The sequence below is a fragment of the Acinetobacter sp. AOR14_HL genome, from assembly GCF_027855175.1.
GTDB classification, from domain to species: domain Bacteria; phylum Pseudomonadota; class Gammaproteobacteria; order Pseudomonadales; family Moraxellaceae; genus Acinetobacter; species Acinetobacter calcoaceticus.
On sequence record NZ_JAKTII010000008.1, the window covers coordinates 236,911 to 250,254 of the forward strand.

Below are 13,344 nucleotides of genomic sequence, written 5' to 3' on the forward strand. Positions count from 1 at the left end.
AAGCCTTATTTCGAATTATTGACTCGTTTTTGGTGCATTTGGTGAAGTTTCAGGCGATGTTGTTTGAATTGGCGCTGTCGTCTGTACAGTTTTTAAACTATATGCCTCAGTAGTCTGTTTTTTCGCAAAAACAGCTAAGGTTAAACTAGTCACAAAAAACAATGCTGTTAACACAGCAGTAAGTCGAGTAAGGAAGTTAGCAGAACCCGATGCGCCAAACACAGTGGCTGCTCCGCCACCGCCGAAAGAAGCACCAGCATCCGCACCTTTACCGTGTTGCACTAGAATCAAGCCAATCATCAGTACCGCTAAAATAATATGTACGATCAGTACAAAAGAGTGCATACCCTATCCTCGTTATTTACTTTGTGCAAAGGCTTCTACGATTTGATAAAAAGATGCTGCATTTAACGAAGCACCTCCAACCAACGCGCCATTAATATCTGGACATGCTGCCAACTCGACTGCATTTTCAGCTTTTACACTACCGCCATATAAAATCGCAATGTCTGGACCCGCAGAAGTAATCTGACTTAAACCTTCACGGATTTTAGCATGCATTGCCTGTGCATCTTGTGGTGAAGCAGTTTTACCTGTACCAATTGCCCAGATTGGCTCATAAGCAATTACAATTTGCTTTTGCCATTGCTCTGCAGTAACTACAGGAGCTATATCACAGATTTGTTGCAATACAACCTGCTCTGCCAAATCTTGTTCACGCTGTTCGAGACTTTCACCAACACAATAAATAACAGTTAAGCCTGCATTTAAAGAATTTTGGAGTTTTGCCTTCAAAATTTCAACGTTATCACCTAATAAATCACGGCGTTCAGAGTGACCCACCAATACAAAATTAATTTGGCTATCTTTTAATAATTCTGCACTGACTTCACCAGTATAGGCGCCTGTACCCGCTACACGCGATACATCTTGTGCAACTGTATATACTGTTCTTGCAGCATCTTGCAATTGTGTTTGTACCATTGCAAGTGCAATAGAAACTGGAGCAACCCCGACATGGCAGCTTTCATCTGCAATTTGGTTTTGTTGCAATAGTTGTTTAAATTCTTCTATAAGTTGTTTGGCATTGGCACGCATTGGGTTCATTTTCCAGTTGCCAACTACCCAAGGCGTAATCGTCGAACCCGACATACGGCTCACCTTTCATCAAAAATGCAGCACATTCTACACGCATTTCTACAAATTTCAGATACTTTTCTTTAACGGCTTTGCTCATATCTTTTCTACTATTTGAAAACAGTAATAAAACTTTATTAAGGCTAAAGCTCCGCCTTTTAAAAATTAATGAATAAAAACTTCGACTGGTTCAAGCTTTAATAAGCGGATCAAGACGAGAGCATCATTTTCTCAGGTAGTAATTTTAGATAACAAAAGTATAATTTTTTATATACCAATTATAAACATATGAGCACAGGTAGGCAGATGTCAGTCATACATACATCTCCAAAATTTTCGGGGTTTTTTCGACGATTAGTCGAAGAAAAACATGTGTCGGCAGCGACCATGCAAGCAGCATTAGATGCAGCAAAAAAAGCTAAACAGGATACTGTTGCGTACCTGATTGAAGAGGTTAATCTCTCCCCTTCTTTATTAGCTGAAACAATTTCTATTGAGTTTGCTGAACCATATTTTGATCTGGACGTTTACGATACCAGCCAGATTCCTAAAGATTTGGTCGACCAGAAACTGATTTTAAAACATCGGGTCTTGCCTCTCGTACAAAGAGGACAGATTTTATATGTTGCAACCAGTAATCCCAGTAATGTTGATGCTATTGATGCTATTCGCTTCAACAGCAAGCTTATGGTTGAGCCGATTATTGTCGAGCACCATAAACTCGAGAAAATTCTGGCGCAGCAATTTACTGAAGAAAGTAGTTTCGAGTTTAGTGATGAAGAGTTTGATCTTGATGTAGATCTTGATACCTCAACCGCTCCAGAAGAGGATGATGACACTCCTCAGGGCGACGAAGCACCTATTGTTAAATATGTTAACAAGTTATTAATAGATGCGATTCGTATGGGAGCTTCAGACTTGCATTTCGAACCCTATGAGAAATCGTATCGGGTCCGTTATCGGGTCGATGGCGTTTTACGTCAGATTGCAAATCCGCCTTTGCAACTGGCTAATCGTTTGGCTTCACGCTTGAAAGTTATGTCTCAAATGGACATTTCCGAAAAGCGTGTTCCTCAAGATGGTCGTATCAAACTCAAGCTATCGAAATCTAAAGCAATTGATTTTCGTGTGAACTCTCTTCCGACCTTATTTGGTGAAAAGCTAGTTCTACGTATTCTCGATCCATCGAGTGCCATGCTGGGAATTGATGCTCTAGGATATGAAGAAGAGCAAAAAGCACTCTTTATGGAAGCATTAGATAAGCCACAAGGTATGCTTTTAATTACTGGTCCTACAGGTTCTGGTAAAACAGTATCCTTATATACGGGTCTCAACATTTTAAACACTGAAAGTTCCAATATTTCTACTGCCGAAGATCCAGTCGAAATTAACCTTGAAGGTATTAATCAGGTTAACGTGAACCCTAAGGTAGGTCTTAGTTTTTCGGCCGCGCTTAAATCATTTTTACGTCAGGATCCTGACATTATTATGGTCGGTGAGATTCGTGATTTAGAAACAGCTGAAATCGCGATTAAGGCGGCTCAGACGGGTCACATGGTAATGTCCACACTACATACCAACAGTGCCCCTGAAACACTGACTCGTCTACGCAACATGGGAGTTCCATCTTTCAATATTGCGACATCAGTCAATCTGGTCATTGCTCAACGTTTGGCACGTCGATTATGCCCTCAATGTAAGGTGCCTAGTGACATTCCTAAACAAAGCCTATTAGAAATGGGTTTTACCGAACAAGATCTAACACATCCCGATTTTCAAGTTTTTCAACCGATCGGTTGTCCTGAATGTCGTGAGGGCTACAAAGGTCGAGTTGGTATTTATGAGGTAATGAAAGTCACACCTGAGATTTCCAAGATTATTATGGAAGATGGCAATGCTTTAGAAATCGCTGCTGCTTCTGAAAAGTTGGGGTTTAGTAATCTGCGTCGCTCAGGTTTAAAGAAAGTCATGCAAGGTGTTACTTCTTTACAAGAAGTCAACCGCGTGACCAGTGAATAAAGACAATTTAAAATAAGGATAATGTCATGACTGTCAAAAAGGCACAATTGATGCCGACTTTTGCTTATGAAGGGGTTGACCGTAAGGGCGTAAAAATTAAGGGAGAACTTCCGGCTAAAAATATGGCTTTAGCCAAAGTCACCCTACGCAAACAAGGGGTAACTGTCCGTAATATTCGGGAAAAACGTAAAAATATTCTTGAAGGTTTATTCAAGAAAAAAGTATCAACACTTGATATCACGATTTTTACCCGACAACTTGCAACCATGATGAAAGCTGGTGTGCCACTGGTACAAGGCTTTGAAATTGTGGCGGAAGGTTTAGAAAATCCAGCGATGCGCGAGGTGGTACTCGGTATTAAAGGCGAAGTTGAAGGTGGTAGTACTTTTGCATCAGCTTTAAGAAAGTATCCTCAGCACTTCGACAAACTATTTTGTTCTCTTGTAGAGTCTGGCGAACAATCTGGTGCGCTTGAAACCATGCTGGATCGTGTGGCAATTTACAAAGAAAAAAGTGAATTGCTCAAGCAGAAAATCAAGAAAGCCATGAAATACCCGGCAACGGTTATTGTAGTTGCTGTGGTTGTTACCATTATTTTGATGGTTAAAGTAGTTCCTGTCTTCCAAGACCTATTTTCTTCCTTTGGCGCAGATTTGCCTGCGTTTACACAAATGGTCGTAAATATGTCGAAATGGATGCAGGAATACTGGTTCATTATGATTATTGTGATTGGTGCAATTATTGCTGCTTTTATGGAAGCTAAAAAGCGCAGTAAAAAATTCCGTGATGGTTTAGACAAACTCACGCTTAAGTTGCCTATCTTTGGTGATCTTGTTTACAAGGCGATTATTGCCCGCTACAGCCGTACTTTAGCAACCACTTTTGCAGCAGGTGTTCCGCTCATTGATGCACTTGAATCAACAGCTGGTGCAACCAATAATGTTATTTATGAACAAGCTGTAATGAAAATTCGTGAAGATGTTGCAACAGGTCAACAACTCCAATTTGCGATGCGCGTTTCAAATCGTTTTCCATCGATGGCTATACAAATGGTCGCAATTGGTGAAGAATCTGGTGCACTAGACAGCATGCTCGACAAAGTTGCCACCTACTATGAAAATGAAGTTGATAATGCCGTTGATGGTTTAACTTCAATGATGGAACCTTTAATTATGGCAATCTTAGGGGTACTTGTAGGCGGTCTGGTTATTGCTATGTATCTTCCAATTTTCCAAATGGGCTCAGTCGTGTAATGCAAGAAATTATTGCTTATTTTATTCAAAACTTAACTGCACTTTATATTGCAGTTGCACTATTGAGCCTGTGTATTGGTAGCTTTTTGAATGTGGTGATTTATCGCACCCCCAAAATGATGGAACAAGATTGGCAGCAAGAATGTCAAATGTTACTCAATCCTGAACAACCAATCATTGACCATGAAAAGCTAACATTAAGTAAGCCCGCTTCATCATGCCCCCAATGCCACCAGCCCATTCGCTGGTATCAAAATATTCCTGTCGTCAGTTGGTTAGTTTTAAAAGGTAAATGTGGGCATTGTGAGCATGCAATTAGCATGCGCTACCCAGCCATCGAACTATTAACAATGGCATGTTCACTGGTTGTGGTCATGGTGTTTGGCCCAACCATACAAATGCTTTTTGGACTAGTCCTGACTTGGGTTTTAATTGCTTTAACATTTATTGATTTTGATACTCAGCTGCTACCCGACCGTTTTACCTTACCTTTGGCCGCACTGGGTTTAGGCATTAATACCTTTAACATATACACCACACCCACTTCAGCTATTTGGGGTTACTTAATTGGTTTTTTATGCCTGTGGATTGTGTATTACCTATTTAAAGTAATTACCGGCAAAGAAGGCATGGGCTACGGCGACTTTAAGTTGCTTGCGGCATTAGGTGCATGGATGGGGCCATTGATGCTGCCATTAATTGTGCTATTGTCATCTTTACTAGGTGCAATTATTGGCATCATTTTACTAAAATTACGCAATGACAATCAGCCCTTTGCCTTTGGGCCGTATATTGCCATTGCAGGCTGGGTTGCCTTTTTATGGGGTGACCAGATTATGAAAATCTATTTGGGAGGTTAAGATGGCTTTTATTCTGGGAGTCACAGGTGGAATTGGCAGTGGAAAATCTGCTGCAACACAATGGTTTGAATCCCAAGGAATACAAGTCGTCGATGCCGACATCGTTGCTCGCGAAGTGGTTGAAAAAGGCCAACCTGCCCTTCAAAAAATTCAACAAACTTTTGGAGACTGGGTACTTCAAGCAGACGGGTGTTTAGATCGCCGTGCCCTACGCGAGTATATTTTTCAAAATCCACAAGCACGCCATACACTTGAGCAAATTACTCATCCTGCAATCCGCCAATCTATTATTCAACAATTACAAAATCCGCGTAGTACTTATGTGATTTTAGTTTCGCCATTGCTCTTTGAAACCAACCAGCATGAATTGGTTAATCACACATTATTAGTTGATGCGAGTGAACAAACTCAAATTCAGCGTGCAAGCCAACGCGATGGACAAAACCAAGAACAAATCCAGAAAATTATTGCGGCGCAAATGCCACGTGAGCGAAAACGCGAACTTGCCAATGACATTGTGTTTAATGACGGATTACTCGAACATTTACATCAACAATTAGAGCCTTTACATCAAAGTTATTTGAAACGTACAGATTAATCTGGCTCATTTTGCTGTTTAATTTTTTGTGCCAAGCTATCTGGTCGAAACCATCGCCAAGGTTGTAAGGCACCCACTCCCATTCCAACTAAACCCACAACAATAGATGGGCTTAACGCCTCCCCCAGCAGAGGTACGGCCAATATGGCTGCAATAAAAGGTGCCAAAGTGACGATACTTCCTGTTTTAAAAGCACCTAAACGCTGAATCGCTGCCACATAAGTCAAAGTTGCAATAATAACGACAAACACACCATGGAAGATGCCTTGTATGGCTAAATGAACAGGACTGACTTCCATGAAATGCTTAGGCAAAAATAAAACATAGATGGGCAAATAAATAATTGCAGACCAAATCGCAACACTTGCCATTGAGTGCCATGCAGACAATTTCCACTGTTTAAGTAACACAGTGAAAATCCCCCACCAAATCGCACTAATAAAAAGGAGTAGATCACCTATTCCAAAAGCAGAAGCATTACCTTGCAACATCAAAACACTCATGAGCCCTAAAGCAGCGATCATGATTGCCAGACTAGCCCATGTATGTTTATCAAATGGTTGTCTAAATAAAATATATGCTGCGAACGCAGTACAAATTGGAATACAGCCATTTAAGAAAATTGCAGCATGAGCGGCGGGAGCATAGAGAAATGCGGTGTAGACGGTAAGACAATAAATGACCCCGCCAATCAAGGCCAAAATAACCGCATGCTTACTCCATAAAAAAGCGAGATCTTTTTTATAGATCAGAATAGGCATTAAAATTAAGAAGGCTATTGCGAAGCGCAGTGCGGCAATATCCCAAGCACTGATGTGCCACTGTGCATTTAAACGGGCAAAAAGCGTAAACCCGCCCCAAATGCACATGGTCACCAATACAAAGAAATAACCTTGCTTACGGGGAGACATATCAAAATGACTTAAAAACTAGAAAGGCAGCTAAATTATACCTCAGAACGCTGGCGGCAAGCCTCATAAAGAGCCATACCAGTCGCTACACTGACATTTAGACTTTGTAGATTTCCTGACATCGGAATATAAACTTTATGATCACACTGCGCCTGTGTAATAGGACGCAAACCGGTATCTTCGGCTCCCATCACAATCACGACTGGTCCAGAAAAATCGCATTTTTGAAGTGGCAACGCACTTTCATCAAGCATGGTGCCAATCACACGCACGTGCGTTGTTTCTTTAAGATGAGCCAATGTACGAGCTAAATTTGTGACTTGAATGAATTTAACTTTCTCGGCTCCACCCGCTGCAACTTTACGAGCAGTTGGCGTTAAACTTGCCGCACGATCACGAGGCACGATGACTGCTTGCACACCCATCGCAGCTGCGGTACGAATACAAGCCCCTAAGTTATGTGGGTCTGTCACCTGATCCAATGCCAACAACAAGGCATCTGGAGTTTCACTTAAGATTTGATCAAGATCTTGCTCATTTAAGACAGGATGCGGACGCACTGCTGCAACTACACCTTGATGAAATGGTAGACCTGCAAGTTTTTCAAGACTATCGCGACTTGCTTTTTGTACACTAATTCCAAAAGGCTCTGCCAATTGCAAAATCTTTTGCAAACGCTGATCATCCCGTCCTTTTAAAGTAAACAGGGTTAGCACACGCTCCGGCTCAAGTTCTAGCAATGACTCCACTGAATGAACGCCATAATAATATTCCTGTTTTGCCATGCATGACCTCTAACAACGTTTGAGCAAAAAAATAAAAATCCTGCAAAGCCAACTTCACAGGATTTCTTTGGGCATAGTGTACCCGATTTGAACAGGAATTTCTTAGCCTTCTAAATGGCACACGTAATCGAGCACTTCATCAGTTTCGATTTTAAAAACACTATTTCCAGGCACGTAAAATGATTGGCCTGCACGGAACAATTCACTTTCATTACTGTCCGCAATTGTTACGCGACATTCACCTGAAATAATTTCCATACGCTCAGGGACATGCGTTTCAAAAGTTAAGGCTTGCTCAGTCGGCAAAATAACACCTAGTGTTTTTTTCGTTCCATCTTCAAATTGCACGGTATGGCTGATACATGCTCCACCAAAATAAACGTTTGATTTTTTGATGACCGTTACATGATCAAATTGGTTTGTACTCATGCACATTCTCCAGATAATGCCATATTTATATAAATTATGATGAATGTAGTTTAATTGTGCCTAAATAACTAATCAATCAGTTTTCATACGGATAGACTTGTAATTTCCACTGCTCGGCCTGAATTTTTTTGGCAAAAGCATGAGGTAAATTAATCTCAATATTTCGACTATTCGACACAATTGCATCGTATCTGCAAACTTCGACCTGATTTTCATCTAGGAGTACCCAACACACTCTTTGTGCAGTTGGATGGGCAACTGCTGTAGCAACTACCGGTGAACCGTCATTCATTCCTACATGAAAATTTTCACTGTCATTTTGCATTAACACCAGATCATACGCTGGAAAATCGATAGCATCTGAATCGAATTGCTGACTATCGTGTATCAGCACACTCTGTTTTAAAGTCGGCCAAATACAATAACGCAAATAATGTTGATCCATCACCCGATTATCCAGATAACGCCCGGTGGCAACATAATCTCTGATATGTGCTTCAATATTATGAAAAATCCCCGTACATCCGCCCCACATTCCAGCCAGAATTAGTTCGGTATGAGAATAGTTGTCTCGCATTAAATGAAACCATTTATCACTCTTGAGCCACGCGTCTACAGCCGCCTTTTCACGGTATGACACAATCGAGTCGGCATCACGTATAAGAAAACGCTTAATTGTTGGATCATCCATCACAAAAAATCGCCAGAACAGCCCTGATAGTTGTTTTTGGGAGTCCGTCACTGGTACCACTTGCGCACCTTTCTCTTTTAAACGCTGTTGCACAAGCACTGGAACGGTATCATCGACATAAAATCGGCACGTCCACTCTGGATAAACTTGTTTGGCTAACTTAGTATTTAAAATAGAGGTTTCACAATAACGCGGGTTTGCCCCAAACAATGAAAAGGCAATAATATTTTCTTGAGGGTTTGAACTAAACTCTGGGGGTGCATGACTCGGAATAGGCAAAACAGGTTCGTTCTTAGCCAATTCTTTTTTAGTTGTAATGGCCAAGTGTCCAAATTTTATTGTTTCTTCTTTTTTATTTAAATGATGACAAACTTCTGTTAATCCATCGTATAAGTTTGTATTTACGTTAGACCCACTTGCCTGAATCGCTTGCAAATAGTGTTGATAGGCATCGTTATAACGGCGTAAGCGTAGCTCGGTATATGCCAAATCGGATAATGCTCCCGGATGCTTGGGAACTAAATTAACAGCCTGTTTAACATGTTGATAAGCTTTGGCATAATCGCCTTGTGCAGCTGCTTGTTTAAATGCATTAAAATGTTGATTTAAAATTTTATTCATTTCCGCAGGATTGTTTTTTTTATGACGGTTAATCATCCCTATCGGTGGTTTCGGTAAGCTTAATGTTTTTTTCATTGTAAATATCCGCAATCTTGCTGTTCTATAATTTCAGTTAGAATAATAGATCACTTGTAGCAAATTCAAAACTTCTCTATCTTTAACCCATAATTTGGCGCGTTGGATGCGTTTATGCTCACACATTTAACTTTAATTAATTTTGCATTAGCTGATCATTTAGCTATTGATATAGAACAAGGATTTAATGTTCTAACAGGCGAAACAGGTGCCGGAAAATCATTATTACTGGATGCACTTTCTGCCTGTCTAGGGGAACGTACCGATACGAATTATGTCCGTTATGGTTCAGACAAAGCGGATATCACCGCTGTTTTTACCTATCAAAATAATAGCCCTGAAGAAAAATGGCTACAAGAACACGAGCTAGATGATGATTCTGGGGAAATTCATTTACGTCGCGTTATTTTTGCAACTGGACGTAGTAAAGCATGGGTCAATGGCCGCCCTAGCAGCTTATCTGAACTCAAAGAATTGGGCCGTTTGCTCGTTCAACTCTATAGTCAACACAGCCAGCAGCAGCTTCTTGAACCGCCTTATCCAAAGCATTGGCTAGATCGTTATAACAATTTTTATGTTGAAGCGAATGATGTACGTGAAGCCTATAGTATGTGGCAACGCACGATTCGTTTACACCAAGCTGCCTTAGATGCACAAGCAACACGTTTGCAGCGTATTGGTACTTTAGAGCATCAAATCGAGGAACTTGAAGAGGTTGTCCAAACCGATTACAAAGAAATTGAGCAAGAATTTGATCGTCTTAGCCATCATGAACATATCATGCAAGACTGTAGCTACAGCTTAAATGTCTTAGATGAAGCTGAGCAAAATATTACTCAAGAAATGTCTTCGATTATTCGCCGTCTAGAATCTCATGCCGGGCGTAGTGATCAACTTTCTGAGATTTATAATTCTTTACTGAATGCTCAAAGTGAAATAGATGATGCAACGGCGAACTTGCGTCAATTTATTGATCGTCAGAGCTTTGATCCAGAGCGAATGGAAGAGCTCAACTCTAAACTTGAGGTTTTTCATCGTCTGGCACGCAAATACCGGACTCAACCAGAAACACTTAAAGAAGAATATGAAGCTTGGCAACGTGAGCTTGAGCAACTACATCAACTCGAAGACCCAGAAACACTGGCAGAGCAAGTTGAAAAGTCGCATGAGGAGTTTTTAGAAAAAGCTCAGCATTTAGACAATATACGTCGTGAAGCTGCCGCTCCGCTTGCTAAACAATTAACTGAACAAGTGAAACCTTTAGCGTTACCAGAAGCACACTTCGAGTTTAAGTTCGAACCATTAGAACAACCAGGTGCAGAGGGTTTAAGCTTTATTCAACTTTTATTTACTGCCAATAAAGGTATTCCTCCACAACCATTGGCACGAGTGGCCTCAGGTGGTGAGCTTTCTCGTATTGCACTCGTGATGCAAGTCATGAATGCTGAGAAAACCGAATCCGAAGTTTTGGTGTTTGATGAAATTGATGTCGGGATTAGTGGCGGTACCGCAGAAGTTGTGGGACGTTTACTTGCCGACTTAGCGCAACATGTCCAGCTCTTATGTATTACTCACCAAGCACAAGTTGCTGCACAATCTGATCAGCATTTATTAGTGAAAAAACAACAAACTGACCCAGCCAGCAGTACAATTGTAGAACTTGATGAAAATCAAATCATTTTTGAGTTAGCTCGCATGTCAGGTGGCGTTGAAATTAATGAAACAACCTTGCAGCACGCAAAACAATTACGCCAACTTAAATTTCAGGCTTCTTCAAATTAATAAAGAAAATGAGAGAAAAAGATTGGCGAAATCCGATTAACTCTTGTATGTTGATAAAAAGAACCTATATAGATAAAAGGGTCGAGAGGCCCTCTAGTGACATTTTTTGAGGGAGAACCGCTTAGGTGACCAAACAATACCTGACTCACCGTTGTCTGATTGCCCCGCCAGAAATGGCAGATGACTTTTTCGCAAACACTGTAATTTATCTTGCTCGTCATGATGAAGAAGGTGCTCAAGGCATTATTATTAATCGTCCTTCCGGTATTCAAATTAAAGAATTACTCAATGATCTCGACATTGAAGCTGACAATGTAAATCCACATGCGGTTTTACAAGGTGGTCCTTTACGTCCTGAAGCTGGATTTGTTCTACATACTGGGCAACCAACATGGCATTCATCTATTGCTGTAGGTGAAAATGTTTGTATTACGACCAGTAAAGATATTCTTGATGCGATTGCTCATAACGAAGGTGTCGGTCGATACCAAATTGCATTAGGCTATGCGAGCTGGAGCAAAAATCAGTTAGAAGACGAAATTACGCGTGGTGACTGGCTCATTTGTGATGCTGATATGGATCTGATTTTTAACCTGCCTTATGACGATCGTTGGGATGCAGCTTATAAAAAAATTGGTGTAGATCGTGCGTGGCTAGCATCTGAAATCGGACACGCTTAATGACCGAAACACAATCAAAATCGATTATGGCTTTTGACTTTGGCACTCAAAAAATGGGAATGGCGATTGGCCAGTCTTCAATTGAAAGTGCCAACCCTCTCCCTCTATTTGTCATGAAAGATGGCATCCCCAATTGGGATCAACTCTTAAAAATCGTGAAAGAATGGCAACCTGATTTATTTTTGGTTGGCCTTCCCCTAAATATGGACGATAGCGAGTCAGAACTCTCTACACGTGCTCGCAAATTTGCGAGACGTTTACGTCATCAAACCAACATAGAAACGTTGATGGTAGATGAGCGTTTAACGACACGTGAAGCGAGAGAAGAGTTAGGTTTTTACCAAGAACAAGGTCGAGCAAAAAAGCTATCAGCAGATAGTTTTGCAGCTGCACTACTCATTCAGAGTTGGTATCGAAATCCAGTCGGTTTAACACCCTAAGATTTTAAAAAAGAAGGAAGGCTTTAGCCTTCCTTCTTTTTTACTTCTCAACAATATGTACGGTAGCAGTTCGTCCAGAGACAAAAGCAAGCTGATTCTTCGGTGTTTCATCTAACACGATCTTCACGGGTACACGCTGTGCTAAACGAACCCAGCTAAAGGTTGGGTTTACATTGGCAAGAAGCTTAGAGCTACTTGAACGCTCACGATCTTCAATTCCCGATGCAATACCTTGTACATGGCCTTTAATTTTTTGGTTATCACCCATTAACTGTACAGTGGCCTGATCACCGACATGAATACGATTTAATTTGGTCTCTTCAAAGTATCCCACAACATACAGCTGTTTACGGTCAAGTAATGCAGCAACCGCTTGGCCTACTTGAACATAGTTACCTGGGCTCATATCAAAGTTAGATAAAGTACCATCAGCGGGAGCAATTACCGCAGCACGATGCATATTAAGCTCAGCCAAATGTAAACTGCTCGTTGCTGCCTCAATCAAAGCCTGCTGTTGCTTAACAGTTGCTTCTGCCTGCTCAATTGCCGCTTGTAATTGCTCATGCTCTGCATGGGATTGATCACGTGTTGCAAAAACCTGATCTTGTTCTTGTTTTGAAATCGCCCCATCCATTAAGTTTGAATAGCGGCTCGCATTTTTTTCAGCTAAACGAATATTGGTATCTGATTTAATCAGGTTTGCTTTTGCTTGAGCTAAGCCTGCTTGTGATTGAGCAAATGCTGCTTTCGCTTTTGCTAAATCAGATTTTGCTTGCTCGACATCTAAAGCTCGACGAGACACGTCAATTTTAAAGAGTACCTGCCCCTTCTTCACACTCTGGTTATCTTGAACCAAAACTTCTGTGACAAGGCCAGCTACATCCGAAGATACTTGAATAACGTCACCACGAACTCGACCATCTCGTGTCCACGGCGCTGCATTGTAGTAGTTCCACAAATGCACAATGGTATAGACCGCAACCATTAATGCGACAATCAAAATTACTGGACGGATGACTTTTTTCAAATCCACCTGATTCATTTCACTCACCTAACTCAATCT

General features: G+C 41.0%; 14 protein-coding genes. 7 read left to right on the plus strand and 7 right to left on the minus strand.

Features of this window, described 5'->3' with window-relative positions:
- Positions 1–15 precede the first annotated feature (15 nt).
- Both secG and tpiA read right to left on the minus strand, forming a co-directional pair.
- Positions 16–345, minus strand: coding sequence for a preprotein translocase subunit SecG (gene secG / locus MKL38_RS09415; RefSeq protein ID WP_005037186.1), 330 nt, complete (start codon positions 343–345; stop codon positions 16–18).
- A 12-nt stretch (positions 346–357) separates the two neighbouring features.
- Entirely contained in the window at positions 358–1,152 is a 795-nt protein-coding gene (gene tpiA / locus MKL38_RS09420; protein ID WP_003654580.1) for a triose-phosphate isomerase, read from the minus strand.
- Positions 1,153–1,443: 291 nt separating this feature from the next.
- Between tpiA and pilB the strand changes: the two genes are divergently transcribed.
- From pilB to coaE, 4 genes are read left to right on the plus strand one after another with little or no spacing between them, the layout of a single operon-like run.
- On the plus strand, positions 1,444–3,156 hold the full coding sequence (gene pilB, locus MKL38_RS09425; RefSeq protein WP_270903125.1) for a type IV-A pilus assembly ATPase PilB: 1,713 nt from the start codon (positions 1,444–1,446) through the stop codon (positions 3,154–3,156).
- A 26-nt stretch (positions 3,157–3,182) separates the two neighbouring features.
- On the plus strand, positions 3,183–4,409 hold the full coding sequence (locus tag MKL38_RS09430) for a type II secretion system F family protein (RefSeq protein ID WP_004640845.1): 1,227 nt from the start codon (positions 3,183–3,185) through the stop codon (positions 4,407–4,409).
- On the plus strand, positions 4,409–5,269 hold the full coding sequence (locus MKL38_RS09435) for a prepilin peptidase (RefSeq protein WP_004640843.1): 861 nt from the start codon (positions 4,409–4,411) through the stop codon (positions 5,267–5,269). The genes MKL38_RS09430 and MKL38_RS09435 overlap by 1 nt, the downstream gene beginning before the upstream one ends.
- Before the next feature lies 1 nt (position 5,270).
- Complete coding sequence (gene coaE / locus MKL38_RS09440; protein ID WP_270903126.1) at positions 5,271–5,867, plus strand: dephospho-CoA kinase; 597 nt, start codon at positions 5,271–5,273, stop codon at positions 5,865–5,867.
- Here coaE and MKL38_RS09445 read toward each other — a convergent pair.
- From MKL38_RS09445 to MKL38_RS09460, 4 genes are all read right to left on the minus strand, one after another.
- Positions 5,864–6,778, minus strand: coding sequence for a DMT family transporter (locus MKL38_RS09445; RefSeq protein WP_004640840.1), 915 nt, complete (start codon positions 6,776–6,778; stop codon positions 5,864–5,866). The genes coaE and MKL38_RS09445 overlap by 4 nt on opposite strands.
- Before the next feature lie 35 nt (positions 6,779–6,813).
- Complete coding sequence (gene rlmB, locus MKL38_RS09450; RefSeq protein WP_005037200.1) at positions 6,814–7,563, minus strand: 23S rRNA (guanosine(2251)-2'-O)-methyltransferase RlmB; 750 nt, start codon at positions 7,561–7,563, stop codon at positions 6,814–6,816.
- Between the two features lie 102 nt (positions 7,564–7,665).
- Positions 7,666–7,992: a pyrimidine/purine nucleoside phosphorylase gene (gene ppnP, locus MKL38_RS09455; RefSeq protein ID WP_003654567.1), complete on the minus strand. Its 327-nt coding sequence runs from the start codon at positions 7,990–7,992 to the stop codon at positions 7,666–7,668.
- A 76-nt stretch (positions 7,993–8,068) separates the two neighbouring features.
- Positions 8,069–9,379, minus strand: coding sequence for a tetratricopeptide repeat protein (locus MKL38_RS09460; RefSeq protein WP_270903127.1), 1,311 nt, complete (start codon positions 9,377–9,379; stop codon positions 8,069–8,071).
- A gap of 114 nt (positions 9,380–9,493) precedes the next feature.
- Between MKL38_RS09460 and recN the strand changes: the two genes are divergently transcribed.
- The 3 genes from recN to ruvX all read left to right on the plus strand — a co-directional run bounded on the left by recN (position 9,494) and on the right by ruvX (position 12,281).
- Positions 9,494–11,161 (plus strand): DNA repair protein RecN, encoded by a 1,668-nt coding sequence (gene recN, locus MKL38_RS09465; RefSeq protein WP_003654563.1) that lies wholly within the window; start codon positions 9,494–9,496, stop codon positions 11,159–11,161.
- Between the two features lie 125 nt (positions 11,162–11,286).
- Positions 11,287–11,841, plus strand: a complete 555-nt coding sequence (locus MKL38_RS09470; protein WP_003654562.1) for a YqgE/AlgH family protein — start codon at positions 11,287–11,289, stop codon at positions 11,839–11,841.
- Positions 11,841–12,281 (plus strand): Holliday junction resolvase RuvX, encoded by a 441-nt coding sequence (ruvX, locus tag MKL38_RS09475; RefSeq protein ID WP_002115066.1) that lies wholly within the window; start codon positions 11,841–11,843, stop codon positions 12,279–12,281. Before MKL38_RS09470 ends, ruvX begins: the two co-directional genes overlap by 1 nt.
- A 40-nt stretch (positions 12,282–12,321) precedes the next feature.
- Here ruvX and MKL38_RS09480 read toward each other — a convergent pair whose 3' ends face one another.
- Complete coding sequence (locus tag MKL38_RS09480) at positions 12,322–13,323, minus strand: HlyD family secretion protein (protein WP_003654559.1); 1,002 nt, start codon at positions 13,321–13,323, stop codon at positions 12,322–12,324.
- Positions 13,324–13,344 lie beyond the last annotated feature (21 nt).